Origin of the sequence: Pseudomonas mercuritolerans (assembly GCF_025706525.1) — a bacterium.
Lineage (GTDB): Bacteria > Pseudomonadota > Gammaproteobacteria > Pseudomonadales > Pseudomonadaceae > Aquipseudomonas > Aquipseudomonas mercuritolerans.
Map to the genome: position 1 here is coordinate 279,754 of NZ_JAMSHA010000003.1, position 24,936 is coordinate 304,689.

Below are 24,936 nucleotides of genomic sequence, written 5' to 3' on the forward strand. Positions count from 1 at the left end.
TTATTTCAGATCAGCCGTCACCTTGTCAGCCACATCCCTGGGCAGCCACGCCTGCCACACATCCGGATGCGCTTTCATGAACGCGACCGCCGCCTCACGAGGCGCGGTGTGCTTGTCACTCATCTCCGCCAGTGCCTTGTTCAGCGGCTCGATGGGAAAATCGACCTTGCTGAAGAACTCGGCAATTTGCGGGTTCTGCTTTTGAAACGGCGTAGACACGCCAATCGACAGCTTGGATGCCAGCGATCGGGTGGGCTTTGGATTGGGGTTATCGGCGTCGGTCAGCGTCTTCCACGCCTCGGCATCGAACGGCGGCTCTTCCAGTTGCACCAGTTTGAATTTGCCAAGCAGTGGCGTCGGCGACCAGTAATAGAACAGCACTGGTTTGCCGCGACGAATCGAAGAGCTGATCTCGGCATCCAGCGCTGCACCCGAGCCGCTGCGGAAGTTGGTGTAGTCGTCCTGCAAGCCATACGCCGTCAGCTTCTGCTTGTTGACCACTTCCGACGTCCAGCCGATCGGGCTGTTGAGGAAACGCCCTTTGCCCGGGCTTTCCGGGTCCTTGAACACGTCCTTGTATTTCTTCAGATCAGTGACACTGCGCAGATCCGGCGCCAGCGGCTTGATGCCTTTGGCCGGGTCGCCCTTGATTACGTATTCCGGCACCCACCAGCCTTCAGTGGCACCCTTTACCGTATCGCCCAGACCGACGACCTTGCCCTCGGCTTCGGCCTTGACCCAGACCGGACTGCGCCCGGCCCACTCCTCTCCAATCACCTGGATGTCATTGTTGGCCAGGGCGGTTTCAAGGGTAATGGTGGTACCCGGCAACGTATCGGTCGGCAAGCCGTAGCCTTTCTCGACGATCACCCGCAGCACCTCGGTGATCAGGCTGCCGCTTTCCCAGTTCAGGTCGGCAAAGTGGATCGGCGCCTGTGCCGCCTGCAGCGATTGCGCTGACGTCAGCAAACCGAAGGTGGCCACGCTGGCGGCCAGTAACCGTCGAAATCCGTTCATGCATTGCACCTCGTGCTGTTCACAGCCATGGCAAGTCTGGCCTGACGGGAGCGCAAGCCTCTGAATAACTCAGTCAACTGACTTTAGCCGAGGTTCCTGCTTTTTCCGGGGTTTGCTGCGCACGGGGCTACGTTTCAGAATTTTCCTGCAGGCTTTGCAGCTCACGTCTGACCATGCTGGCGTAAGCCGCCGGTTGCAACGCATAGATCTGCGACGCAACCCAACCAAGCCAGGCTCCTTGCAGTTCAGCCTTGCGGGCGAACAAACGCTGCGCTTCGGCGCGTGCGCTGTCGAGATTTTGCGAATGAAAGTCTGCGCGCTTCACTCGCTGGCCTTGAAGGTCACCAATTCGCCCTTGCGCCATTTGGCAGCCTTGGCGGTGACGGCCTTCAAGGTTTTGGTCAGGCCTTCCTGCAGTTGCTCATTGGCGGCGAACACGGTCACCACGTTATGGCCTTCCTTGAACAGGATCGCGTGACCATCGGCCGTACTGACGAAGGCGTAGTCGCCCAAGCCGTAGACCGTCAGTTTGATGTCGCGAAAACGAATGTCCATCTTGCCGCCTTCGCGGCTGGGCAGAACGGACGCAATGAAATGGTCGCCAACCTTCAGTTTGAGCCCCGGTTTGTCATCGACCACCAATGCACTTTCGGTATCGATTTCGGCGATGTAAATGCCTTCTGCGTTTTGCTCGGTGATGTAAACAAAACGTGATTGAAATTGCTTGACCAGCTTTGCACGCAAATCACCCAGCACGAACAAAGCATGCATATCGAGGTTACTGACTGCCAAAGAAACATCCCCACATTTGAAAAACCGTGCCGCGGAAAAACGCGCACGGCAAAGAAACGGCAATGCCGATGAAACTGCAAAAACACTCAAAAACCCGAAGCGAGCAAAGCGCTCTTGAATCGCGAGGTTCGTAGACTACTGGATTGTCATTGATGAAACCCGCTCTGAAATCGCCAAACCTTGAAGGAAAAAACCTCAAGTGCGACTGGAGCAAATCTGACTACGAACTTTAGGGAAATTTCTCACGAAAAAAAGCATTTTTCCGACATATCGCTGGCGAAAAATTGCTTTAGATAAGCCCGGTCGTCAACAGGTACTGGCGATTCTAGAGCAGCGATGCTCATTACGACTACCCGCAACGGCCGTTAAATCCCGGCCGACTGATGAAAAGGACTTCACATGTGCACTTTGACTCATTTTGCCACGTCGCCTGAGGCGCGAATCAACACACCTCTGACAATGCAGGTTGCCAGCCTGGATCACCTTCCGACATCTTCTAACAATCACCGAACCCCGCATTTTCAGGTGGTGCCGGCGGGCATCGCGTTCTTTCACATCAAGGAGATATCCACGGGACGTGTCAGAGGTTTCCGCGGCAATCACAACGAAGCGTGCGCCCTCGCCCGTTCGCTGGAATCAAAAATCGAACTCCACGCCAACGGCTGCCTCTGATAAGGGAGTGAACGTACAAGCCGTACCGGCACCGACCCAGGAGTAGATGATGGAACTGCCAACCGAGCTTAACCTGACCACCCTTTTCGATCAGTTGGGCCTGCCGTCCGATGAAGCGTCGATCAATGACTTTGTCGAAGCCCATCCGCTGGACTCTGACACCAAGCTGATCGATGCCGATTTCTGGACGCCTCAACAAGCGCAACTGCTTAAAGAGTGGCTGCGTGCGGACGGCGAAGAAGCGGTAATTGTCGATGAGCTGAATGTGCGCCTGCATCGCGGCAAGTAAGTACGATCAGTGCAGGCTGTCGCCGGGCTCGATGTTAAGTTGGTCGAGCCAGGCAGCCTTGCACTCCTCCGCTTCATCGCGACTGGCGAAGGCTGTGCCGCGTCGCTCACCGTTGAGCAAAACCACCCAGCACACACTGCGCCCCATCGCGCGCATTCCGGCCGGGACCCCGCTGCCGATCATCACTGCCACGTCTACCCTGCACTGCATGTGCCCTCCGAAATAATTAGCTACCTAACTAAGTCGTCAGGTTAATGCTTTCCTTCGAGAGGAAACAGCAACCCCCGTGCACAGATTCATTGCGCCAACGGTAACAATCTCAGCGCGGATTCTCAGGTTTGTAGCCCAGACGCAAACCGCCCCAGTGTCGTCCCTTGATCATGATCGGCACCGATAGATCATGCATCAGCTCACCGGTGTCGCGCGTGTAAGTCTGCAGCAGCACTGGTTGTTGATGGCTGCCGCAGCGGATGCCGGTGCGGTCGGCGAATTTGCGTTTGGTGCGGTTATTCACCGTGTCGACCTGCACATCACCGGTCAACGGTTTGCTGAATGCCTGATTATGCGTCGGCACATAACCCTGCTGCGTGCAAGCGATTGCGAATACCAACCCCTCATGTCGTAACAATAAAGGCTCTTGAATCGCTGGCAGTACCTGATCGGTATATCGATCGAACCGGGTCTGGAATTTGGCTGGCTGGGTTGCGGGGATCGGCTGGTATGTCCGGTCGAACAAATCATCGAGGCTGATCCGTCCCTGCTCGACATCCGCTTCGAAACGCGCGGCAATCTGGCTCGCACCTTCACGGGCCAAGTCGTAGATACGTTGGTGATAGTCATCCAGGCCGACCTCGGCCAGGCGCTCGCTAATGGTTTCCGCCTGCCCTTCCATCTGCACCGCGGCCTCGGCGAGACGGCGGGTCTGCTGATCGCTGATTGCCAGATCGCTGCGCATTTGCTCGATGGCGATGAACAGCGCGTCAAGCTGCTCGCGATTGGTCTGCGCGCCTCGGGCAATCTCGCTGACCTGAGTTTCTACGCCGGCCGCCAGACGCGCGATGTTTTCCAGATGCTGACCGGTGTGTTCGACCTGTTCGACACCAGCGTGCAGATCGCTCGACAGCTCGCGAATCTGCGCCACCACTTGCGCGGTGCGCTGCTGAATGTCAGCGACCATCTCACCGACCTCACCCGTGGCCGCCGCCGTACGCGCGGCCAGTCCGCGCACCTCATCGGCGACCACAGCGAAACCGCGACCGTGCTCGCCGGCCCGGGCGGCTTCAATCGCAGCGTTCAACGCCAACAAATTGGTCTGGCTGGCAATCGATTGAATTACCAGTGTCACGCGCTGGATATCGTCGCTGCGCACACTCAAGGCCTCGATCAATTCGCGACTGGCGTTGGCGCGTTGACTGAGTTGCTGCATGCGCGCAATCGAGTCGAGCAGTTCGCTGCGCCCCGCCGCGCTGCTGTGATGCGCTTGGCTGGCGGAATCCAGCGCATCGCGACTGAGCTGTGAAGTCGCCTGTTCGGTGGCGATCATCACCTCGGCGTTGCTGACGATCTGCGCCGCCGCGTCGAGTTGCGATTCAAGTTTGCCTGCGAGCGCTTTGACCGAGAACGCCACGCCGGCCGCAGACAGTGCGTTGTGGCTGGTGGTATAGGAAAGATCGCGAGTCAGTGCGGACAATGCGCTCGCACTATCGACCGGGGCAGCAGCAGGAGCATTGCGCGAGCGCAGGCGCGGCAGCCAGACAATCAACACTGCCAGCGGCATGCCGATGTACAGCGACCACTCGGCCATGGCCATGCCGGCCAGCAACAGCATCAGGGCGACGCTTTGCAGGGTCGGCGCGATCCAGCGGTTTTTCGGCGAAAGCACTGGTGCAGGCAGCGCCGCAACCAGAGATCCATCTCTCGTCATCTTGATCACCCCACGTTTGTTCTCATTGTTGTGACTGCATTAAACGCCACTACAACGCCATTATCCATGGTCCGTTAGTCGTGGGGTCGGTGGCAGGTCAATGGAACGACGGGGAAAAATCGCAGGCAAGCAAAAACAAAGATCGCAGCCTTCAGCAACCCCATGTGGGAGCTGCCGAAGGCTGCGATCTTTTCAAGGTGCCCCTGTTGAAGGGGTCACCCCACAGAATCAGGCCTGACGCTGGTGCTTGTCGATCTGCTCGTGACGCTCTTGAGCTTCGATGCAGTACTTGGTGGTCGGGCTGATCAGCAGGCGTTTCAGGCCAATGGCCTCGCCGCTGTCGTCGCACCAGCCAAAGCTGTCGTCCTTGATGCGCTCAAGAGCTTGTTCCAATTGCGGCAGCATGCGCTGGTCGCGATCGATCGCGTTGACCAGCCAGGTGCGCTCTTCTTCAACCGAAGCCGCGTCCGCCGGGTCAGCCGGGGTGTCCAGGCTTTCGATGGCGATACGGTTTTGCTCAATGCGCTCGTGGGTTTCGACTTTCATGTTCTGCAACAGCTCAGTGAAGAAAGCGTGTTGCTCTGCATTCATGTAGTCATCTGCCGGCATAGCCAGCAACTTGTCCTTTGTCATTGATATCTCTATAAAAAAACGTGCATTAAGGCGAATAAGGGAGCGTTTCGGCGAACCGTGTCGGGCCGTCGAAAAGGCATCGTTTTATTGCAAACGCCACCCGGCACTCAATTTACGAGGGGCGGCAGTCTAAGGCCCGATCAAGACCTCAGCAACTGTAAATACAGGGAATTTGTCCGACAGGACCTGGAAACTGCTCTGACACACGCTTCACACGGCCATCGGAGTGCGTTTATAGCAAGAAATTCAGTCGAGCGGCTGTATATAGAAGACAAACGGCTAACCAACCCGCCAGCGACAGCCGGGATTATTCTCGCAAGGTGCATCGTTTCAGCCCGGCAGAGCTTACGCAGCCCTTCTATTATCAGGCCCACCGCGTGCTCAACTCGCCTGAAGGATGCTGCCCATGCCCCGCCCCGCTCTGCCGGCCACAGCCGAAATTTCCTTCGCCAGCGCGCCGGTCAACGCCGAGCGCCTGCTGCAAATGATCAGCGAAGAGTATGACGCCCTGCCGCGCCAGCTCAAACGCGTGGCCAGCTACATCAGCCAACAGAGCGAGCGAATCATGGTCGAGCGCATCAGCGACATCGCCCGCGAGTGCGAAGTGCATCCGTCAGCCATTGTGCGTTTCTCGCAACGTTTCGGGTTCAGCGGCTTCAGCGAGATGCAGGCGCTGTTCCGCCAGGCCTGGACGCACAAAGCCACGCCAGCGCAAAACTATCAGCAACGCATCCGCAGCATGATCGCCAACAACTCGCAGACCGCCAACAACGGCGAACTCGCCCGCGAGTGCATTGATGCAACGCTCTCGGGCATCGAACGCTTGGGCCGCGAACTCGACGAGGCTGCTTTCGATAAAGCCGTCGATCTCATCGTCAATGCCGACGACATTTATGTTGTCGGGGTCCGCCGTTCGTTCGCCGTCGCCGACTATCTGGTTTACAACCTGCAACACACGCAGAAGCGCATTCATCTCGTTTCCGGCATCGGCGGCAGCTATCGCGAGCAAATGCGCAGCGTGCGCGCCAACGATCTGGTGATCGCCATCAGCTTCGTGCCCTACGCCAAGGAAACCCAACACTGCCTGCGCTTCGCCCGGCAGCAGAACGCCAATGCCCTGATCATCACCGACAGCCCTCTTTCGCCACTGGCAAAACTTGCCAATAGCGTGTTGCTGGTCAATGAAGGCAGTGCGCTGGCCTTTCGTTCGCTCAGTGCAACGCTGTGTTTGTGCCAGGCGCTGTTTGTGGCAGTGGCGTATCGGCTGGGCTTGAACGTCGATGAAATTCACGAGCAGGCCGGATTCGACGACTGACAATTGCCTCTCGCTCGGCTAGGTTATGCGTTCCCACCGGTTCGACTTGAAGGAACGCGTCATGAAACTGATCGGCATGCTCGACTCTCCCTACGTGCGCCGCGTAGCGATCTCCGCCAAATGCCTGGGGATCGACCTCGAACACGAGTCGGTCTCGGTGTTCCGCCATTTCGAGCAATTTCAGCAGATCAACCCGGTGGTCAAGGCGCCCACATTGATCCTCGACGACGGCGTGGTCCTGATGGACTCGACCCTCATCCTCGATTATCTCGAAGCCAGCTCCGGCAAAAGCCTGCTGCCAAGCGATCTCAAACAACGCGCTCAAACCCTGCGCCTGATCGGCCTCAGCCTCGCCGCCTGCGAAAAAGCCGTGCAGCTGTATTACGAACGCAACCTGCGCCCGGCGGAGATTCAATATCAACCTTGGGTTGAACGCGTTGAAGGCCAACTCGCCGCCGCGTTTACAGCGCTTGAAAAGGAACTGGAGCATCGCCAATTCCCCGTCGACGGCTCGCTCGCCCAGGATGGCATCAGCCTGGCGGTTGCCTGGAGCTTCACCGACCTCGTCGTGCCCGATCAGATCGACGCCACACGCTATCCGCGAATTGCCGAATACACCGCCTACGCAGAAAGTACCGATGCGTTCATCAGCACACCGATGAACTGATCATGAGCTCCAACGACAGCGCCGCCCCGGCGTTAAAGGAAATCTTCAATGCCGAGCGCTTGCAGCACATTGCAGACGAAATGAGCGCGGTGTACCCGGCGTTCAAAGCCAAGGCTTTTCTTGCGCACGCCAACCATGGACTGACCGAGATGTCGGTGATGCAACGCATGGCCCGCGTCGCCGAGAGCCTGCACGCCGTGCTGCCGCTGAAGTACGAAGATACGCTCGACGTCTTGCGCGAACTCGCGCCGCGCCTGAACAGCGGCTTCGTCAGCATGTGCCTCCCACATTACGTCGCGAGCTATGGCGGTCACGCCTTCGACACCTCCATGGACGCCTTGAAGTACTTCACCACCTTCGGCTCCTCCGAATTCGCCATCCGCCACTTTCTGCGCAGCGACCTCGAACGCTCACTGGAAAAGATGCACGACTGGACCCGAGACGAAAACCATCACGTGCGTCGCCTCGCCAGCGAAGGCAGCCGCCCTCGCCTGCCCTGGTCGTTTCGCCTGGAAGCGGTACAAGCCAATCCGCAATTGGCCGCCGGGATATTGGATCGGTTGAAGGCGGACGAGAGCTTGTACGTGCGCAAGTCCGTGGCGAATCATTTGAATGATGTGACGAAAGTGCATCCGGGGTGGGTGTTGGACACGGTTGAAGGTTGGTCGCTGAACAACAAGCACACGGCCTGGATTGCCAAGCATGCGCTGCGCAGTTTGATCAAACAGGGCGACGTGCGCGCGCTGACGGTGATTGGCGCAGGGGCGAAGGCTGAGGTTGAATTGTTGGATGTGCGGGTTGAGCCTGCGGTGGTGAGGTTGGGGGAAGCGATTACTTTGTCGTTTGTGGTGAAGTCCACGGTGGGGCATGAGCAGCGGTTGGTGATTGATTATGCGATTGACTATGTGAAGGCGAATGGCGGGGTTTCGGGGAAGGTTTTCAAGTTGAAGACTTTGGGATTAGCGGGGTTCGGGACTGAGGTAGTGCGACGGAATCAAGTCATCAAGGATTTTACGACGCGCAAGCATTTCGCTGGGCGGCATGGGGTGCAGGTGATGGTTAATGGGGAGGTGTTGGGTAGTGCGGCGTTTGAGGTTTTGATTTGAGGCGTGAGTTGTTTATTCACCGAACGGAGGGTAGCGGATCAGTGCACTGGCGGCCGTGCTTCGACATTGCGCACGGCGGCACAGTGGACGAAGCACGGCTTCAGCGCTTACCAACTTCCGTACGGAATGCCGAATTTCTCGATATAGCGCTTGGACTTTTCGCTGACGGGATAGGCGTAGCGTCCTTGGTTCTTACCCTGACTCGGTCCTAAAGGCTCGATCTCTGCCTGTGCTCTGGCGACCTTGATCGGATGGTGGCACTCGTCTCTGACCCAAACCTGCACAACGCCGCCAGGCGCCAGGCCCAGATAGACCGATGAAATATAGGTACTCCGCCGCTCTGGTGTTTTCGCGCAGCGCTGCGCGACCGAAGTCCGCATCATTTGCCTGGCTTCTTCGGGTATATCTACCCAAGCCCGATAAGTTTGAGGCTCTACGATGGACTGCCAGCGAACAAAAATTCTTTTTGGGAGATCAGCGCCGACCACGGCTTTTGCGGACGCGCCCACTCCGTCCCAACCACGCGCCGATTCGGTGCCGTCTTCAGGTTGCCCGCCCGATGCCGATCCACCACCGTTACGCAAAAATGTTTTTCCCTTTATATCTTCCACAGCAGTGTCTTCAACCCAGACCTTCATGTAGTTGGGTTCGGTAAACCCGAGTTCCCACCAAGGGGATTTAGGGTCGTTTTTTGCTGACAGCGGGTCGGCATTACAACCAGCCACAAAAAGCGTACACAGCAGTGCTGTAAATAACTTCATTACCAAAGCGTCCAGTCAGGTACGTGTGGGTGCTTTACTCGGATTGCATCTTTCGTGGGGGCGTTGATGTAAACAGCTCTGATGCCACTCCCATCTCTCCTGCCAAGCGGATGGTTCCAGTTGGCGGACGTGTGAATGTACTTGAGTTTGAGTCTTTGCTCCTCCTCTGGCGTGGTGCTGTAGTCGCCGGAGACAAAACGAACACACATGGGCTTGAGTTCTTCAGGAACGGCGAAGTCTGGCGTCTCGGGAATGTCTTCGAAGAGAACGCCTTTGGCTCTGGCGAGTTGATGCATCACGTGCAGGCTCACTCTCGACAGTAATCCACTCACCGGACGCTTGAGTTGGACGGCCGCATAGACTCGCTTGACTCGAGGACTAAGTCGATCCTGAGGGCTGACCGGTAGCAGTAATGGCGGTGGCGTAACGATGTCGAGATTTTCGAGCGGCCAACCCTTGGCTAGCCACTGATTTCTCACATTGATCGCATCCTGGTAGATCGATGTGGTAGCGACGTCAGTATACGTACCGACCTCTAGCGTCTGCATTGGGCTAACGAGAACACACTCTTCAGCGTCCTCAAGGTAACCTCCACCCACATCGGAATGCACACCCGGCAAGACGATTTCCGGATGATCCATCGCTACTCGATTGAGAGCAAAGTTAGCCCTGCACTCATCCCGCGCAGCCAACTGCACAACGTCGGTGAAATAACGTCGGTCGAGATAGAGTTTGACCCCCGTTGCGACTGCGCTTTTTATGTTGCCCAGATTGGACCATCCAGCAATCGACGGTACCGTGTCGAACAGCCCAATGAAGCCCACGTTGATGTCGCTGTGATACTGATCAACAAAGGTCGAACTGAGGGCATCGGACATACTGCGGAGAATGTCGCCTAAAGGCCCTTGTTTGCCACGCACTATCTCGTTGGCGAAATGTCTGGCGGCTGCGGCACCGCGACTAAAGCCAAACGTGTCGAAAGTCAACGAAGCAATTTCACTACCGGGATTTTTGTCCAATACTTCAGTGATACGCTGTTCGATCACCGCGAAACAGGACTGGACTCGCCCTGCAACGCCGGTTTCACCACGTCCTGTACCGGCGCCGAATTTACTGTCTTCTTTACCTGAACGGGTACCTATACCTTCGACGTAGACCATACCGAAAGCTCTCTTTCGTGGCCCTTCTCCCTCAGCGAGTCGTGTTGCTCCATACAGTTCGCTCAGCTTCTTCACATTGCTGACATCGCTACCATAACTACTATCCGGATCACCCATATAAGGCTGGCAACTGACGGGAATATCCTCAGGCGCAATTGGATGCTGTGCACCACACAACAACCCCGCAGCAGAGTTGTTCGCATTGTTGCCCGTGCCATCAAAGAAAACCCCGATCCTCAACGCAATCCCGATCTTCTCAGGTTCGCGCGCGGGTTCTTTCCCGTGTTTCTCATACTCGGCCCAATGCTGGGCGTGTATGTCGACGGGTTTGGCTTCTTCGTAACGATAATTTTTCGGGGGGTTGGGTACGTAGCCACTCATCCGTGATTCCTGGTTCTGATCCTTGAGAACGGCCCGAAGGGTGACAGCCGAGACTGGGAGACGCAAGCTGTGGCCGCGTGCCAGCTAGGGTGGGCGGACGGGGTTCGACGAGGGCTTCCCCTCGCCGGGGTGCGGGTTAGCTGGCGATTTCGACGTTATCCAGTGCTTGGTTGACGGCGCAAGGCGTTGTAGGGTTTGGAAATGGCATTGAATATCAAATTCCAACGGCCGCTGTTTAAAAAAACGTAACGGTGAAACTTAGTGCCCCGAAGGCTTTCAGCCTCAGGTGTTTCGATGAGTAAGTACCTGACATGGAATCCACGCCAGGCACGACTTCAGCTGAATGCTTATCGTGCATCCTCAACCGCGACTTTACTGATTGAGCTGCTGACCGTCGGATGTCAAACGGATACTTCAGTCACTTGATGGTGGCAACGATCAGAAACTCTAAGTTGCGTGTAATCAACAACCTCGTCCCCCACCAACCAAGTACGGTCCTTGAAGCTATATTTGACCGCTTCATTCCTTCCGTCCAAACCGATGTGTCGAACGTCGACGTCCAAAAAGGTAAATTTAACCAGTGCGGCAGCCAACGTATTGGCTGCATCATCGGGCGCTTCAAAAAACCGTCCATCGACGCCATCGAAATAAATGGTCTGGAAGGCCAGATCCACAGCATTGACCACGCCTTTCTCAGTGATGACACGCACTTGACCGACAGCTTCATCCGGACTTTCGGAATCAGGCAGATGTACCGTGCACGTGCCAATTTTCAGCTTGTTTTCTTCCAGCTTTACTTCGATGCTGCCCAGTGCAGTCGCATCGAACTCCCAGTTCGATTTACGCTTCCTTCCCGTCTCATTTTGAAAGACCGATGTCTTGATGTGAATTGTTGCCCCTGCCAAGAGATGAATCAGATAATGACCACCACCCTTGCCTTGCAGACTAACTACGGTTTCTTCGGCTGGGGATGGATGGAAATTAATGCAGGCTGCCATGACATCCAGCTCTAATGTTTCGATGCTGTCAGAAGTGTTGTTGTGCAAGTTTGTCATTGTATCGCTCCGAAAATTGCCGACTCAGTTATCTGAAATGAGAGTGCGGCTCTGTGATCAAACGTTCATAGAGCGATGTTCGACAAAGTGAAGCTATCGTGTGCGGTATATATGTATGTCACCTGGAAGAATGCCTACCCCGACGAGAGCGAAGGTTGCGATTATTGTTCGCTATGTTGATGAATCATTTGAGGCGTTGTGCTCAGCGCGGTAGAAAGCAGGAGGCCGAGCCTTTTTTTTGTCTCCGCTCATGCTGTTGGCTCCGTTTGCTTGCTCATCGACAAAACCGGCGAAGACTCCACGGGATTTAATTCTCGAACATCCTGAACCCGTTCCTCCAGATCATAGGCGGCCAGATCAACATAGCGTTTTATCCGCAGTCTTTGATAGGGCGTGCTTTGAATGCCGTCCCAGACCAGCCAGTAGATGAACAATGCCCCCGCAACGGGCATGAGGACGAGCGCGCCCTTTGGACCCAAAAAGAACTTCGTCGCTTTGATCAGCTCAGTGGACAGCCCGATCATCAGTCCGAAGAGGGAAACGAAGCCCAGATTTTGTGATAGGGCAGGTTTGACTGGCGCGACGGTCAGGTCTGAATACGCCGACAGCTCCCGCAGTTTGGCGGACGTGTAGCCTTCCTCCTTCACAATCTGCAAAAAGAACGCATAACAAAGAATGTTCTCTTGTTCGCCCCAGGGTTGCTGGTCGATGGCATGTTCCGCGAACTGCGTGGGATAAACCGTGCGAATAGCGTGAAGTCGAGTGAAGAACAATCCGCCTGCCCACACCGCAAGCAAGGCATAGGAGATCGGGACGAGGATCGGGTACTTGATACCGAAGGCCGACAAAACAACAAGGGGCAGCGTTGAAGCGGCGGCCGTCCACATTGGCCATAAACGGCGAGCATTTTTCCATGTAAACAGCAACTTGTTCGGCTGTTTGCGGCTGCGTTTGTACAGCGCCGTCAATTCCGCCCATTCCTTGAATTTCATGACCAACACTTCCTTGAGTTTACCCGTCACATGGTGATGCACCGGTATCCTAGGTGAATCGGCCAGCATTTGCAGCCGGCTCATTCATGCTGCAAAAGCGCCACTCAAATCGAACGCTGGTTAACCCGCGCCATCAACTGTTCAGCACTCTCCTTGCGCTCGGAATAACGATCGACCAGATGCGCCTGCTGCCCCCGCAGCAGCACGGTGAACTTCACCAACTCCTCGATCACATCCACCACCCGATCGTAAAACGGCGAGGGTTTCATCCGCCCGGCCTCGTCGAACTCCATATAGGCCTTCGGCACCGAGGATTGGTTGGGGATGGTGAACATGCGCATCCAGCGGCCGAGGACGCGTAGTTGGTTGACCACGTTGAACGACTGCGAGCCGCCGCAGACTTGCATCACCGCCAGGGTTTTGCCTTGGGTCGGGCGCACAGCGCCGAGTTCCAGCGGGATCCAGTCGATCTGCGCCTTGAACACGGCGGACATGGCGCCGTGGCGTTCTGGCGAGCACCAGACCTGGCCTTCCGACCACAGCACCAGATCGCGCAGTTCCTGGACCTTGGGATGGTCGACGGGAACGTCATCGGGCAGTGGCAGGCCGGACGGATTGAAGATGCGCATTTCGGCGCCGAAGTGTTCAAGCAGGCGTGCGGCCTCCTCGACCAGCAAGCGGCTGAAGGAGCGCTCGCGGGTCGAGCCGTAGAGGAGAAGGATGCGCGGTTTGTGTTCGCCGACATTCGATGGCTTAACAGCGTCGATCAGACTTGCGTCGAGGTTGGGCAAATGATTTGTCATTTAGCCTCCTTACAGCGTGCCGATGCGATCGAGTTCGGCTTTCAGTTGCTCGCGACTGAGCGAGTGAAACGGCAGATCGAGGAAGGCTTGGCAGCGTTCACCGATGCGCATCAAAGTGGCTTGGAATGCCGCGTCGATTGCCGCTTCGTCGCCGTGCACTTCGGACGGATCTTCCAGCCCCCAGTGCGCTTTCAGTTCCGGGCCGAAATACACCGGGCAGGCTTCCCCGGCGGCTTTATCGCAGACAGTGATAACGATATCCGGCGGGTTGTTTGCGAAGGCATCGTTGCCTTTGCTGTGCAACCCGTCGATGGCGAGGCCGTGCTTTTGCAACGTCGACAGGCTGCGCGGCAACACCTGGCCTATGGGAAAACTGCCAGCACTCACCGCTTGGAAACCAGCGGGAGCCAGGTGATTGAACATGCCTTCGGAAAGAATGCTGCGGCAGCTGTTGGCCGTGCACATGAACAGTACTCGCATCTGGGCGCTCCGTAGAAAGTGGAAGATTCAGCAGCAGGCGCGTTCACGCACGGGACGGCCATCCATGTTTTGCAGGCGCGCGGCGTTGTCCTTGAGCCAATCGGTATTGGCCTTCGCGGTCACCTGGAGGATTTCGCCGATCCATGCCGGCAGCTCCGGGTTCAGCCGGTAATACACCCACTGGCCCTGACGGCGGTCGAGCAGTAAACCATTACTGCGCAGTTGCGCGAGGTGGCGGCTGATTTTCGGCTGGCCGTCATCGAGCGCACACATCAGCTCGCAGACGCAGAGCTCACCTTGCCCAGCGATGAGCAAGATGGCGCGGACGCGGGTTTCGTCGGCGAGGCTTTTGAAGACTTCGGTGGGGGTGATCACGGTGATCGGCTCGCCATATGCGGGAAAACGAATATACGGATATCCATATATTTATCAACCCGCGAAAGCAGCCAGGATGAATACCCCTGTGGGAGCGAGCCTGCTCGCGAAAGGGGTGTGTCAGTCAGCATCGATGTTGCTGAAAGATTGCCTTCGCGAGCAGGCTCGCTCCCACAGGGGGGACGGAATGCATCAGGTTAGCCGCGCAATAGACCCTGCTCTGCCTCACACAACCCCACCACATAATCCCAGACCACCCGCAGCCGCACCGATTTGTGCAGCTCCCGCCGTGTGCTGATCCAGTAGCTGCGCTCGATGCTTTCATCCGGCAACAGCGCCACCAGATTCGGGTCGGACGCGGCCATGTAACACGGCAGCACAGCGATGCCCAATCCTGATCGAGCGGCTTCCTGCTGGGCGATGACGCTGGTGCTGTGAAACACCACACGCGGGCTGCGACAGAAGCTGTTGAGGAACATCAGTTCCTGACTGAACAGCAGATCGTCGACATAACCGATCCAGGCATGTCGGCCGAGGTCTTCGCGGCTGTGCAGCGGCGGCGCTTTGTCGAGGTAGGTTTGGCTGGCGTACAGCGCGAGTCGATAGTCGGTGAGTTTGCGCGTGACCAGCATGTCGGCGGATGGGCGTTCGAGGTGGATGCTGATTTCCGCTTCGCGATTGAGGATGCTGACGAAGCGCGGCACGGCGACCAGTTCCACTTCCAGCCCGGGGTAGCGCTCGAACAGACCGATCATGCGGCTGGCGAGGAACTTGATGCCGAGGCCTTCGGTAACGCCGACGCGGATCTTGCCCAGCGGCGCGGTGGACTGGGTAATTTCTTCCTGCGCCAGCAACGCGACGTTTTCCATCGCTTCGGCGTGCTTGAGCAGTGCCTCCCCCGCCGGGGTCATTTCATAGCCCTGGGCGTGCTGGACGAACAGCGCAGTGCCGAGACTTTTTTCGATCGATTCAATATGCCGCGCCACTGTCGCGTGGGTTGTATTGAGCCGGCGCGCGGCGGTGAGCAGGCGGCCGCTGCGTTGCAGCTCGAGAAAAAAGCGCAGGTCGTTCCAGTCGAACATGGCAGGTCCTTGTCAGCTATCGTCACTTCGGGCTGTTTGAAAACGCACAGCGGCTGCGCAAAAACTAACATTCTTTTAACGAAAGCTAACAACTAGAGTGTCCGACAATAAAAACAAAAAGCGAGGTCAGGGCATGCAGACGTCCCTGGATGAATTCGACTACATCGTGGTCGGCGCCGGCCCCGCCGGTTGCTTGCTGGCCAACCGGCTCTCAGCGGATCCACAGCAACGGGTGTTGCTGCTCGAAGCCGGCGGACGCGACAACTACGCCTGGATTCATATTCCTGTGGGTTACCTGTTCTGCATCGGTAACCCGCGCACCGACTGGTGCTTCAAAACCGAACAACAACCCGGCCTCAATGGCCGCGCGCTGAGTTATCCGCGGGGCAAGGTGCTGGGCGGCTGTTCGTCGATCAACGGCATGATCTACATGCGCGGCCAGGCCGGCGACTATGACGGCTGGGCGGCGGCGGGCAATCCGGGCTGGGCCTGGAAAGACGTGCTGCCGCTGTTCAAACAGAGCGAAAACCACTTTGCCGGCGGCGCTGAATTTCATGGCGATCAGGGTGAATGGCGGGTCGAGCAGCAGCGCCTGTCGTGGCCGATTCTGGATGCCTTTCGCAGCGCCGCCGAGCAAACCGGCATTGCCAGCATCAATGACTTCAACCAGGGCGACAATGAAGGCTGCGGTTACTTTCAGGTCAACCAGAAAGCCGGGGTGCGCTGGAACGCGGCCAAGGCCTTTTTGAAACCGCTGCGCAGCCGGGCGAACCTGACCGTGCTGACCGGCGTCGAGGTTGATCGCGTCTTGCTGGAGAACGGCCGCGCGGCGAAAGTCAGCGCGCAGCATGAAGGCCAGACCAGACAGTTCAAGGCGCGCAAGGAGATTGTCCTGTGCGCCGGCTCGGTCGGCTCGCCGAGCATTCTGCAGCGCTCCGGGATCGGTCCGCGGCCGCTGCTCGGACGCTTAGGGATAGGCGTGATTCATGAGCTGCCGGGGGTTGGCGGCAACCTGCAGGATCACCTGCAACTGCGCCTGATCTACAAACTGGAAAACGCCCGCACGCTGAACCAGATCGCGGGCAGCGTGTGGGGCAAAATGGGCATGGGCCTGCGTTATCTGTACGACCGCAGCGGGCCGCTGTCGATGGCGCCGAGTCAGTTGGGCGCCTTTGCCCGCTCCGGTCCCGAGCAAACCTCGGCGAACCTGCAATATCACGTGCAACCGCTGTCGCTGGAGCGCTTTGGCGAGCCGTTGCACAGCTTCCCGGCGTTCACCGCCTCGGTGTGCGACTTGCGCCCGCAGAGCCGTGGGCGCATCGAGATCCGCTCCGCCGATCCGCAAGCGGCGCCGCTGATCCAGCCCAATTACCTCAGCCATCCAGAAGATCTGCGCGTCGCCGCCGATGCAATTCGCCTGACCCGGCGCATCGTCAGCGCCCCTGCCCTGCAAGCGTTCAAACCGGTGGAATACCTGCCCGGCGACAGCCTGCAAAGCGAAGAACAATTGCATGAAGCGGCGGCGAAGATCGGCACGACGATTTTCCATCCGGTCGGCACCTGCCGCATGGGCAACGACGGTGACGCGGTGGTCGATGCGCAGCTGCGCGTGCACGGCGTGCCGGGGTTGCGCGTTGCCGATGCGTCGATCATGCCGAAAATCACCTCGGGCAATACCTGTTCGCCTACGCTGATGATTGCCGAGAAGGCGGCACGACTGATACTGGCTGGACCTGTACACAGTACAAATGTGGGAGCGAGCCTGCTCGCGAATGCGGTAGCTCACTCAGCCTAGGAGTTGACTGGCAAAAAGCTTTCGCGAGCAGGCTCGCTCCCACAGGAATCATCATCACCAGACTCAGGCATCGCGCATTACCGGACACGCAACACCAGTGGAACAACAAAAACAATCACTGTGAGGGATACCGATATGTCAGAACACGTTCAGCCGCTGGACGCTGCGGGCAGCGCCGAGACCAGCAACGCAACGCAGAAAGTCATCTTCGCCTCATCACTCGGGACAGTGTTCGAGTGGTATGACTTCTTCCTCTACGGCGCTCTCGCCGCGGTGATCAGCAAGCAGTTTTTCGCCGGGGTCAACGACACCACGGCGTTCATCTTCGCCCTGATGGCATTCGCCGCCGGCTTCATCGTGCGGCCATTCGGCGCGCTGGTGTTCGGCCGTTTGGGCGACATGATCGGGCGCAAGTACACGTTCCTGGCGACGATCATTCTGATGGGCGTGGCGACGTTCTGCGTCGGCCTGCTGCCGACCTACGCCAGCATCGGCATCGCCGCGCCGATCATTCTGGTGGTGCTGCGCATGCTTCAGGGCCTGGCGCTCGGTGGCGAATACGGTGGTGCGGCGACCTACGTGGCCGAACATGCGCCTATCGGCAAACGCGGCTTCCACACCAGCTGGATTCAATCCACCGCGACCCTCGGCCTGCTGTTGTCGCTGCTGGTGGTGCTCGGCTGCCGCTACTTCACCGGCGACCAGTTTGAAGTCTGGGGCTGGCGCATTCCGTTCCTGCTGTCGATCGTGCTGCTGGGCATCTCCACCTGGATTCGCCTGAGCCTGCACGAGTCGCCGGCCTACCTGAAAATGAAGGAAGAAGGCAAAACCTCGAAGGCGCCGATCCGCGAATCCTTCGGCAAATGGGAAAACCTCAAAGTCGTGCTGATCGCGCTGTTCAGCATCAATGCCGGGCAAGCGGTGACCTTCTACGCCGCGCAGTTCTACGTGCTGTTCTTCCTCACCCAGTTCCTGAAAATGGACCCGGCGGTGGCCAACAGTCTGCTGATCATCAGCGTGGTGATCGGCGCGCCGTTCTTCATCTTTTTCGGCTGGCTGTCGGACAAGGTCGGGCGTAAACCGGTGCTGATGCTCGGCCTGCTGCTGGCGACCGCGCTGTACTTCCCGATCTTCAAATCCTTGGCCCATTACGCCAACCCGGCGATCGATCAGGCCAGCCGTCAGGCACCGATCACCGTGCTCGCCGATCCGGCCACGTGCACCTTCCAGTTCGATCCGGTGGGCAAGGCCAAATTCGACAGTCCGTGCGACAAGGTCAAAACCTTCCTGGTCAAACAAGGCCTGCCCTACTCCAGCGTCGCAGCGCCTGCGGGCAGCGCCGTGCAAGTGAGTGTCGGCGACGTGAAGCTGGATGGCTTCGATGAGGCGGCACTGCGCGGCGCGATTACCCTCGCCGGCTACCCGCAACAAGCCGATATGCAGCAGATCAACAAACCGATGATCGTCGCCCTGATCGTCGCGCTGATCATCATCTCGGCCATGTGCTACGGGCCGCTGGCGGCGCTGATGGTGGAACTGTTCCCGACCCGCATTCGCTACACCTCGATGTCGCTGCCCTATCACATCGGCAACGGCTGGTTTGGCGGATTCCTGCCCACCGTGTCGTTTGCGCTGGTGGTGTACACCGGAGATATTTTCTACGGGCTGTGGTATCCGGTGCTGATCACCGGGGTGAGCCTGGTGGTGGGGATGATCTGTCTGCGTGAGACGAAGAATATCGATCTCGAAAGGAACTGAAAAACCCGCTGACACAATGGCGAGGGAAGCGATTCTCTCGCCATTTTTTTGCTTCAGGCGTGCGCCTTGATCACTTCGAATTTCACCTGGTCCGGATAAAACGCCACGTAGTCGCGGATCGGTGCGACGGAGACCTTCGGGTTTTCGTACGTCCACACCGCGTTGGCACCCTCATGTCCGGGCACTTGCAGGCTGAAATAGTTGGCGTCGCCCTTGTACGGGCAATAGCTGGTGTGGTCGGTGCGGGCGAAGTATTTTTCGTCGATGTCTTCGCGCGGGATGTAGTACACCGGCGGATAGTTGGCTTCGTTGAGGATCATCGCGTGAGAGGACGCGGCGACCTGGATGCCGTGGAACTTCACCAGCAGGCAGCCGGCAAGTTGTTCCAGGCTGATCACGGGACTGGGGCTTTTCATGAGGTTCTCCTGAGCACAGCGAAGAGACCGCTTCAGGTATAGCTGATGGGCTCGGGTCTGGCTGGGATTGCAGCCGAACGGCGAAAATCTCTGGCAACCTTTTATCTGTATATCCATACAGATAAAAGTTGCTCGCGCCGCGAACTCCAGCCATCCTGTGCCGCCTCCACCAACAAATCCGGCGATGGTAGCTATGCGGCTGTACCTCTGTGAAAAACCTTCCCAGGCCAAAGACATTGCGGCCGTGCTCGGCGCCAGGCGTCGCGGCGACGGCTGCTGGCTAGGGACGGACGTCACAGTGACCTGGTGCATCGGCCATTTGCTCGAAACTGCGCCGCCGGACGCCTACGATGCGCGCTACAAACGCTGGGTACTGGCGGATCTGCCGATCATTCCGGACAAGTGGAAAATGACCGTCAAGCCGCGCACCGCCAGCCAGTACAAAGCGGTGAAGCGTCTGCTTGGCGAGGCCAGCGAACTGATCATCGCCACCGACGCCGACCGCGAGGGCGAGATGATCGCTCGGGAACTGGTCGAGCACTGCCGCTATCGCGGGCCGATCCGCCGTTTGTGGCTGTCGGCGCTGGACGAGGCATCGATTCGCAAGGCCTTGGCCGCGCTGAAACCGGGAGCCGAAACATTCAGCCTGTATCACTCGGCACTGGGCCGTTCACGCGCGGACTGGCTGATCGGCATGAACATGAGTCGACTGTTCACCTTGCTGGGCCGGCAGTCGGGTTATCAGGGCGTGCTGCCTGTGGGCCGAGTGCAGACGCCCACCCTGCGACTGGTGGTCGACCGCGACCGCAGCATCGCCGATTTCGTCCCCGTACCGTTCTGGGCAATCGACGTGGATTTGCTGCACAACGGCACGGCGTTTACCGCGCAATGGCGCGCACCATCAGACGCTTGTGATGATCAGGATCGCTGCCTGAATCAGGCGTTGGCGCAGCAAGCGGCAGCGGCGATCAGCAGTGCAGACAGCGCACGGGTGATCAAGCTGAAAACCGAGCGCATGCGCGAAGTTGCGCCGCTGCCCTTCGATCTCGGCACCTTGCAGGAAGTCTGCTCGAAAAAGCTTGGCCTCGGCGCGCAGGAAACCCTCGACATCGCTCAAGCCCTGTATGAAACCTACAAAATCATCACCTATCCGCGCAGTGACTGCGGCTTTCTGCCGTTGAGCCAACACAGTGAGGCGCCATCGATCCTGACAGCGTTGCGCCAGGCCGATCCGAGCCTTGAAGCCTTGCAGGGTTATCTCGAACCGCAACGGCGCTCGCGGGCCTGGAATGACGCCAAGGTCAGCGCTCACCACGGCATCATTCCCACCATCGCCGCGAAGAACCTCGAACGCCTGACCGGCAAGCATCGCGCGGTGTACACGCTGATTCGCGCGCGCTACCTGGCGCAGTTCCTGCCCAATCACGAATACGATCGCACCCAGGCCGATTTCGATTGCAACGGGCAGGCGTTGCGCGCGGTGGGCAAGCAGATCATCGAACCAGGCTGGAAGCGCGCATTGCCCGAAGCACTGGCACCGGCCAAGGGCCGCGAAGCACCAGCACCGCAAACCTTGCCGGCCCTGAGCCAGGGCGTCGAATGCGCTGTGGCGAAGGTGAATCTCAAGGATCTGTGGACGCAGCCACCAAAACCCTACACCGAAGGCGATCTGATCAAGGCGATGAAGAACGTCGCCAAACTGGTCGAGGATCCGCTGCTCAAACAGAAACTCAAGGACACCACCGGCATCGGCACCGAAGCCACCCGTGCGTCGATCATTCAGGGTTTGCTTGATCGTGGTTATCTGGTCAAGAACGGCAAGGCATTGGCGGCGACACCTGCGGCGTTCAGCCTGATCGATGCAGTGCCGCGCGCGATCGCCGATCCTGGCACTACGGCGATCTGGGAACAGGCGCTGGACATGGTGCAAAGCGGCGAGATGAGTCTGGAAGAATTCGTCACCAAACAGGCTGCGTGGATGAGCAAGCAGGTCAGCCGCTGCTCAGCTCTCGGCCTGACCATCAGCGGCCCGCCGCCAGCCGGCAAAGCCGCAGCGCCGTGGAAGAAAAAGCGCAAGTCGACGGCCAGCAAAACCGCCGTTAAGCGCAATCGCACGGCGCGTCCGGCGACTCGCTGAATTCCTCGAGGTTCCCTTCTCTACGTTGCTGAAACGGATCTTTTCTCATTCCAAAACAGCTTTGTCCGACAATATGTAGTGCTTGAAAATAATCACTACAAAACCGTTGACGGCATCGTTTTGCTTTTGCATGATGAAGACGTTCCCCGATCGGGAGCACTGGTAACACGCTTGAGCAAACTCGTCTGACCGCCGAGTTGTTTTTTCCGGATACACGCTGCCCACAAGGCAGATTGAAGAAGCTGACCTGGCCTGAACGTCCAGTACAAGGACGAGAAGCGCTGGCGAAAATTCTCAAGACGCTTGTGGCCGACACTGGATTGTCGTCAAGGAGCCTCCCGGTTTTCGCTGCTTCTCCTCGTTGTGACGCTATTGCGTAGCAGTTATTCAACACGACTACATGCAACAGATGCATGACCCCGTACTTCATACGGGCGAGCGCTGACGTCCTGGTTTCGGTGCCAGGGATCAACTAACCGATGGGCTACCTGTATTAGCGAATCAACTTTGAAAGATCACCAGACTGGTCAAGGGGCATAACAATGAATCTGAACAATCAACCCACTATCGAAGAACTGGCTCGTATGTTCGCGGCGCAGAAAGACAGCCACGACAGCCATATTCTCTGGATCAGCAAGTCGGGCCAGGTGCACATCGACTGCCTGTCGCCCCACGCTGGCGAAGAGGAATTCGACCGCAACCACCAGAACCTGCTGGCCCGCCTGAAGATGTACCGCCGCGGCCACGGTTATGTCGGCAAGAAGGCTGCGGCCGACAAGGACTTCATTGGAAGTGTGCTGCAGACGCTGAAACAGGCGTGGGATTCGATGCAGAATCAGAACGAAGTTCGGGTGATTGATCGGTTGTATTGAGTTGTAGATTATTTGACTAAGGGCCTGCTTCCGATTGGGAGCAGGCCCTTTGTTGTTCTTTTGAGTTATGCGGCGTGAGTGCCCCCGTCGCCCCTCACCCCAGCCCTCTCCCGAGGGAGAGGGAGCCGACCTAGTTGCCTCAGCTCAACCGTAGACCTGAATGACCGTGGCGATTATGAGTCAACGAAGCTCGTTCAGGTCGGAGTAACTTGACCAAACACCTCGGTCAGTCCCCTCTCCCGCTGGGAGAGGGTTAGGGTGAGGGGCTTTTCATGCCGAGCACCAGCTCCACAAACGCCAACGCCGCCGCACTGTGATAATTATTCCTGCGCCGCAACAACGCCGCGCCACGCTGCGGCGCCTCCCCTTCAACACGCAAGCGGCGCAATGCGCGGTCTTCGCTGGCAATCGCCTCGGGCAGCATGGTCGCCAGCGGCGCATGCCGCACCACTTCCAGCAACGTACTCACCGAATTCACTTCAATCCGCACCTGCGGCGTAATCCCGTGCTCGCGGAAATACTCATCCACCAATAACCGCGTAATGAAGCCCGGCGCCAGCAAGGCGAAATGCAGTGAAGCCAATTCCGGCGGCGTCAATACCGAAGGGCTGTCATAGAGCGGATGCCCAGGCCCGACCATGATCCCCAGCGTCTCGGTAAACGCCGGTATGCATTCGATATCGGCATTGCGCACCGGGGTAAACGCGATCGCGACATCCAGCGAGTCATCCGCCAGCCCGGCCTCGATGTCGTCCATCGACAACTCGAAGATCTCCAGATGAATACCGGGAAACCGTGCCCCGTAGTCGCGCACCAGTGGCCCGACCAGATACGCCATGAACGTCGGCGTCATCGCCAGACGCAGGGTGCCGCGGGACAAGTCCTTCACGTCGTGCAAGGCGCGCTGCCCGGCTTCCAGCTCCACCAGCACGCGCCGTGCGCATTCAATGTAAGCCGCGCCTGCATCCGTCGGCTTCACCGTGCGTGAGGTGCGATCGAACAGGCTGACGCCGAGGGTTTCTTCCAGTTGCCGGATCTGCTGCGACAACGTCGGCTGCGATACATGCAGCGCTTCGGCCGCCCGGGTGAACCCGCCGTGATCGGCAACGGCGAGCAAATAACGCAAATGTCGCAACAGCATGAGGACACCATCTATAGGCAGGGCTTATGCGAAGCATTGTATATCGGTCTTGGACGCTATGAATCGACCGGCGCAACATTGCTTCCACACACAGCAAGCCAACCCCTGAAAGGAGTGACACCATGCAACAGTCCCACGCCTACAACGACAACAGCCTGGCCCTGACTACCCGCGTTCTCGACGCCAAGGCGAAAAAAGATCTGTCGTGGCAGGATCTCTCTGACGGCACCGGCCTCAGCCTGGCTTATGTCACCGCCGCCCTGCTCGGCCAGCATCCGTTGCCGGAAAATGCTGCTCAAGTGGTCGGCGACAAGCTTGATCTGAGCGCCGATGACGTCGCCGCTCTGCAGATCATTCCTTTGCGCGGCAGCCTCAGCGGCGTGCCGACCGATCCGACCATCTACCGTTTTTACGAAATGATCCAGATCTACGGCACCACGCTGAAGGCGCTGGTTCACGAGCAGTTCGGTGACGGCATCATCAGTGCGATCAACTTCAAACTGGACATCAAGAAAGTCGAAGACCCTGAAGGCGGCTCCCGCGCCGTGGTGACCCTCGACGGCAAGTTCCTGCCGCTGCGCCCGTTCTGATGCGCCCGGCCCGCATCCTGCGTGCGGGCCATCTCATTTCTGCCACGAGGACAAGCCCATGAAAGCCCTGATCGACGGCTTCCTGAAATTCCAGAACGAAGCCTTCCCGCAACGCAGCGAACTGTTCAAACATCTGGCCACGACCCAGCAACCCGGCACGCTGTTCATCACCTGTTCCGACAGCCGTGTAGTGCCTGAGCTGCTCACCCAGCAAGAACCCGGCGAGCTGTTCGTGATCCGCAATGCCGGCAATATCGTGCCCTCCTACAGCCCGCATCCAGGCGGGGTCTCGGCGACGGTGGAATATGCGGTGGCAGTGCTGGGAGTGACCGATATCGTGATTTGCGGCCACTCCGATTGCGGCGCAATGACCGCGATTGCCCAGTGCAAATGCATGGATCACCTGCCCGCCGTCAGCGGCTGGCTGCAGCATGCCGAGTCGGCGAAGGTGATGAACGAAGCGCGCGTGCATGGCAGCGACGCGGCGAAATTGAGTTCGATGGTGCGCGAGAACGTGATCGCGCAACTGGCGAATATCCAGACCCATCCGAGCGTGCGCCTGGCGCAGGAGCAAGGGCGGCTGAATCTGCATGGCTGGGTATACGACATCGAGACCGGTTCGATCGACGCGCTCTCTTCCGACCGCCGCACCTTTGTGCCGCTGGCGCAGCAACCTGAGACCTGCGCGATCAGCGCGCAAGCCAGCCACGCTGCCTGACTCCC

At 58.3% G+C, this 24,936-nt stretch carries 27 protein-coding genes; 11 read left to right on the forward strand and 16 right to left on the reverse strand.

What is annotated here, in order from left to right:
• The 3 genes from ND528_RS09710 to ND528_RS09720 form a co-directional block, all read right to left on the reverse strand.
• A complete protein-coding gene (locus ND528_RS09710; RefSeq protein WP_130910236.1) occupies positions 1-1,017 on the reverse strand; it encodes an ABC transporter substrate-binding protein in 1,017 nt (338 codons plus the stop codon).
• A 127-nt stretch (positions 1,018-1,144) separates the two neighbouring features.
• Entirely contained in the window at positions 1,145-1,342 is a 198-nt protein-coding gene (locus ND528_RS09715) for a hypothetical protein (protein WP_137214924.1), read from the reverse strand.
• Positions 1,339-1,809, reverse strand: a complete 471-nt coding sequence (locus tag ND528_RS09720; RefSeq protein WP_130910234.1) for a hypothetical protein — start codon at positions 1,807-1,809, stop codon at positions 1,339-1,341. The genes ND528_RS09715 and ND528_RS09720 overlap by 4 nt, the downstream gene beginning before the upstream one ends.
• Before the next feature lie 459 nt (positions 1,810-2,268).
• Here ND528_RS09720 and ND528_RS09725 point away from each other — a divergent pair, with 459 nt between their 5' ends.
• Positions 2,269-2,481 carry a hypothetical protein gene (locus ND528_RS09725; RefSeq protein ID WP_408005032.1) on the forward strand — a complete coding sequence of 71 codons (213 nt, stop codon included), beginning with the start codon at positions 2,269-2,271 and terminating at the stop codon, positions 2,479-2,481.
• Positions 2,482-2,530: 49 nt separating this feature from the next.
• Complete coding sequence (locus tag ND528_RS09730) at positions 2,531-2,770, forward strand: DUF2789 family protein (protein WP_130910011.1); 240 nt, start codon at positions 2,531-2,533, stop codon at positions 2,768-2,770.
• A 6-nt stretch (positions 2,771-2,776) separates the two neighbouring features.
• Here ND528_RS09730 and ND528_RS09735 read toward each other — a convergent pair whose 3' ends face one another.
• From ND528_RS09735 to ND528_RS09745, 3 genes are all read right to left on the reverse strand, one after another.
• Entirely contained in the window at positions 2,777-2,980 is a 204-nt protein-coding gene (locus ND528_RS09735) for a hypothetical protein (protein WP_130910010.1), read from the reverse strand.
• A gap of 109 nt (positions 2,981-3,089) precedes the next feature.
• Entirely contained in the window at positions 3,090-4,694 is a 1,605-nt protein-coding gene (locus tag ND528_RS09740) for a methyl-accepting chemotaxis protein (protein ID WP_263470207.1), read from the reverse strand.
• 228 nt (positions 4,695-4,922) lie between these two features.
• Complete coding sequence (locus tag ND528_RS09745; RefSeq protein ID WP_016775095.1) at positions 4,923-5,327, reverse strand: TraR/DksA family transcriptional regulator; 405 nt, start codon at positions 5,325-5,327, stop codon at positions 4,923-4,925.
• Positions 5,328-5,733: 406 nt separating this feature from the next.
• On the opposite strand from ND528_RS09745, the gene ND528_RS09750 reads away from it, so the two are divergent.
• From ND528_RS09750 to ND528_RS09760, 3 genes are all read left to right on the forward strand, one after another.
• A complete protein-coding gene (locus tag ND528_RS09750) occupies positions 5,734-6,642 on the forward strand; it encodes a MurR/RpiR family transcriptional regulator (protein WP_130910008.1) in 909 nt (302 codons plus the stop codon).
• Positions 6,643-6,703: 61 nt separating this feature from the next.
• A complete protein-coding gene (locus ND528_RS09755; protein ID WP_212616555.1) occupies positions 6,704-7,309 on the forward strand; it encodes a glutathione S-transferase in 606 nt (201 codons plus the stop codon).
• Positions 7,310-7,311: 2 nt separating this feature from the next.
• Positions 7,312-8,415 carry a DNA alkylation repair protein gene (locus tag ND528_RS09760; protein ID WP_263470208.1) on the forward strand — a complete coding sequence of 368 codons (1,104 nt, stop codon included), beginning with the start codon at positions 7,312-7,314 and terminating at the stop codon, positions 8,413-8,415.
• Between the two features lie 107 nt (positions 8,416-8,522).
• Here ND528_RS09760 and ND528_RS09765 read toward each other — a convergent pair whose 3' ends face one another.
• From ND528_RS09765 to ND528_RS09800, 8 genes are all read right to left on the reverse strand, one after another.
• Positions 8,523-9,176, reverse strand: a complete 654-nt coding sequence (locus tag ND528_RS09765; RefSeq protein WP_263470209.1) for a DUF2931 family protein — start codon at positions 9,174-9,176, stop codon at positions 8,523-8,525.
• Complete coding sequence (locus ND528_RS09770) at positions 9,176-10,717, reverse strand: DUF2235 domain-containing protein (protein ID WP_263470210.1); 1,542 nt, start codon at positions 10,715-10,717, stop codon at positions 9,176-9,178. The genes ND528_RS09765 and ND528_RS09770 overlap by 1 nt, the downstream gene beginning before the upstream one ends.
• A 401-nt stretch (positions 10,718-11,118) precedes the next feature.
• Entirely contained in the window at positions 11,119-11,772 is a 654-nt protein-coding gene (locus ND528_RS09775) for a hypothetical protein (RefSeq protein WP_130910157.1), read from the reverse strand.
• Positions 11,773-12,020: 248 nt separating this feature from the next.
• Positions 12,021-12,848: a hypothetical protein gene (locus tag ND528_RS09780; RefSeq protein WP_263470211.1), complete on the reverse strand. Its 828-nt coding sequence runs from the start codon at positions 12,846-12,848 to the stop codon at positions 12,021-12,023.
• A gap of 20 nt (positions 12,849-12,868) precedes the next feature.
• A complete protein-coding gene (gene arsH / locus ND528_RS09785) occupies positions 12,869-13,567 on the reverse strand; it encodes an arsenical resistance protein ArsH (RefSeq protein WP_263470212.1) in 699 nt (232 codons plus the stop codon).
• A gap of 9 nt (positions 13,568-13,576) precedes the next feature.
• Entirely contained in the window at positions 13,577-14,047 is a 471-nt protein-coding gene (locus ND528_RS09790) for an arsenate reductase ArsC (RefSeq protein WP_137214915.1), read from the reverse strand.
• A gap of 27 nt (positions 14,048-14,074) precedes the next feature.
• Entirely contained in the window at positions 14,075-14,422 is a 348-nt protein-coding gene (locus tag ND528_RS09795) for a metalloregulator ArsR/SmtB family transcription factor (protein WP_130910159.1), read from the reverse strand.
• Positions 14,423-14,619: 197 nt separating this feature from the next.
• Positions 14,620-15,504, reverse strand: a complete 885-nt coding sequence (locus ND528_RS09800) for a LysR family transcriptional regulator (protein ID WP_122703935.1) — start codon at positions 15,502-15,504, stop codon at positions 14,620-14,622.
• 133 nt (positions 15,505-15,637) lie between these two features.
• Here ND528_RS09800 and ND528_RS09805 point away from each other — a divergent pair, with 133 nt between their 5' ends.
• The gene (locus tag ND528_RS09805) at positions 15,638-17,299 is read left to right on the forward strand and encodes a GMC family oxidoreductase (RefSeq protein WP_137214914.1); all 1,662 of its coding nucleotides are present in this window, start codon (positions 15,638-15,640) and stop codon (positions 17,297-17,299) included.
• Positions 17,300-17,434: 135 nt separating this feature from the next.
• Positions 17,435-19,057: an MFS transporter gene (locus tag ND528_RS09810; RefSeq protein ID WP_263470213.1), complete on the forward strand. Its 1,623-nt coding sequence runs from the start codon at positions 17,435-17,437 to the stop codon at positions 19,055-19,057.
• Positions 19,058-19,110: 53 nt separating this feature from the next.
• Here ND528_RS09810 and ND528_RS09815 read toward each other — a convergent pair whose 3' ends face one another.
• Entirely contained in the window at positions 19,111-19,473 is a 363-nt protein-coding gene (locus ND528_RS09815; protein ID WP_130910035.1) for a DUF427 domain-containing protein, read from the reverse strand.
• A gap of 193 nt (positions 19,474-19,666) precedes the next feature.
• Between ND528_RS09815 and ND528_RS09820 the strand changes: the two genes are divergently transcribed.
• Positions 19,667-21,610 (forward strand): DNA topoisomerase III, encoded by a 1,944-nt coding sequence (locus tag ND528_RS09820; RefSeq protein ID WP_263470214.1) that lies wholly within the window; start codon positions 19,667-19,669, stop codon positions 21,608-21,610.
• A 542-nt stretch (positions 21,611-22,152) separates the two neighbouring features.
• Complete coding sequence (locus ND528_RS09825) at positions 22,153-22,482, forward strand: hypothetical protein (protein WP_041480831.1); 330 nt, start codon at positions 22,153-22,155, stop codon at positions 22,480-22,482.
• Positions 22,483-22,735: 253 nt separating this feature from the next.
• Here ND528_RS09825 and cynR read toward each other — a convergent pair whose 3' ends face one another.
• Positions 22,736-23,623: a transcriptional regulator CynR gene (cynR, locus tag ND528_RS09830; RefSeq protein WP_263470215.1), complete on the reverse strand. Its 888-nt coding sequence runs from the start codon at positions 23,621-23,623 to the stop codon at positions 22,736-22,738.
• Between the two features lie 122 nt (positions 23,624-23,745).
• On the opposite strand from cynR, the gene cynS reads away from it, so the two are divergent.
• Together cynS and ND528_RS09840 are read left to right on the forward strand one after the other, a co-directional pair.
• Complete coding sequence (cynS, locus tag ND528_RS09835; protein ID WP_263470216.1) at positions 23,746-24,213, forward strand: cyanase; 468 nt, start codon at positions 23,746-23,748, stop codon at positions 24,211-24,213.
• Positions 24,214-24,271: 58 nt separating this feature from the next.
• Entirely contained in the window at positions 24,272-24,931 is a 660-nt protein-coding gene (locus ND528_RS09840; protein ID WP_137214909.1) for a carbonic anhydrase, read from the forward strand.
• Positions 24,932-24,936 lie beyond the last annotated feature (5 nt).

Coding starts and splice junctions, on each gene's coding strand:
- ND528_RS09710 (WP_130910236.1), bottom strand. CDS start 1,017: ATGAACGGATTTCGACGGTTACTGGCCGCCAGCGTGGCCACCTTCGGT.
- ND528_RS09725 (WP_408005032.1), top strand. CDS start 2,269: ATGCAGGTTGCCAGCCTGGATCACCTTCCGACATCTTCTAACAATCAC.
- ND528_RS09730 (WP_130910011.1), top strand. CDS start 2,531: ATGGAACTGCCAACCGAGCTTAACCTGACCACCCTTTTCGATCAGTTG.
- ND528_RS09735 (WP_130910010.1), bottom strand. CDS start 2,980: ATGCAGTGCAGGGTAGACGTGGCAGTGATGATCGGCAGCGGGGTCCCG.
- ND528_RS09740 (WP_263470207.1), bottom strand. CDS start 4,694: ATGACGAGAGATGGATCTCTGGTTGCGGCGCTGCCTGCACCAGTGCTT.
- ND528_RS09745 (WP_016775095.1), bottom strand. CDS start 5,327: ATGACAAAGGACAAGTTGCTGGCTATGCCGGCAGATGACTACATGAAT.
- ND528_RS09750 (WP_130910008.1), top strand. CDS start 5,734: ATGCCCCGCCCCGCTCTGCCGGCCACAGCCGAAATTTCCTTCGCCAGC.
- ND528_RS09755 (WP_212616555.1), top strand. CDS start 6,704: ATGAAACTGATCGGCATGCTCGACTCTCCCTACGTGCGCCGCGTAGCG.
- ND528_RS09760 (WP_263470208.1), top strand. CDS start 7,312: ATGAGCTCCAACGACAGCGCCGCCCCGGCGTTAAAGGAAATCTTCAAT.
- ND528_RS09765 (WP_263470209.1), bottom strand. CDS start 9,176: ATGAAGTTATTTACAGCACTGCTGTGTACGCTTTTTGTGGCTGGTTGT.
- ND528_RS09770 (WP_263470210.1), bottom strand. CDS start 10,717: ATGAGTGGCTACGTACCCAACCCCCCGAAAAATTATCGTTACGAAGAA.
- ND528_RS09775 (WP_130910157.1), bottom strand. CDS start 11,772: ATGACAAACTTGCACAACAACACTTCTGACAGCATCGAAACATTAGAG.
- ND528_RS09780 (WP_263470211.1), bottom strand. CDS start 12,848: ATGAGCCGGCTGCAAATGCTGGCCGATTCACCTAGGATACCGGTGCAT.
- arsH (WP_263470212.1), bottom strand. CDS start 13,567: ATGACAAATCATTTGCCCAACCTCGACGCAAGTCTGATCGACGCTGTT.
- ND528_RS09790 (WP_137214915.1), bottom strand. CDS start 14,047: ATGCGAGTACTGTTCATGTGCACGGCCAACAGCTGCCGCAGCATTCTT.
- ND528_RS09800 (WP_122703935.1), bottom strand. CDS start 15,504: ATGTTCGACTGGAACGACCTGCGCTTTTTTCTCGAGCTGCAACGCAGC.
- ND528_RS09805 (WP_137214914.1), top strand. CDS start 15,638: ATGCAGACGTCCCTGGATGAATTCGACTACATCGTGGTCGGCGCCGGC.
- ND528_RS09810 (WP_263470213.1), top strand. CDS start 17,435: ATGTCAGAACACGTTCAGCCGCTGGACGCTGCGGGCAGCGCCGAGACC.
- ND528_RS09815 (WP_130910035.1), bottom strand. CDS start 19,473: ATGAAAAGCCCCAGTCCCGTGATCAGCCTGGAACAACTTGCCGGCTGC.
- ND528_RS09820 (WP_263470214.1), top strand. CDS start 19,667: ATGCGGCTGTACCTCTGTGAAAAACCTTCCCAGGCCAAAGACATTGCG.
- ND528_RS09825 (WP_041480831.1), top strand. CDS start 22,153: ATGAATCTGAACAATCAACCCACTATCGAAGAACTGGCTCGTATGTTC.
- cynR (WP_263470215.1), bottom strand. CDS start 23,623: ATGCTGTTGCGACATTTGCGTTATTTGCTCGCCGTTGCCGATCACGGC.
- cynS (WP_263470216.1), top strand. CDS start 23,746: ATGCAACAGTCCCACGCCTACAACGACAACAGCCTGGCCCTGACTACC.
- ND528_RS09840 (WP_137214909.1), top strand. CDS start 24,272: ATGAAAGCCCTGATCGACGGCTTCCTGAAATTCCAGAACGAAGCCTTC.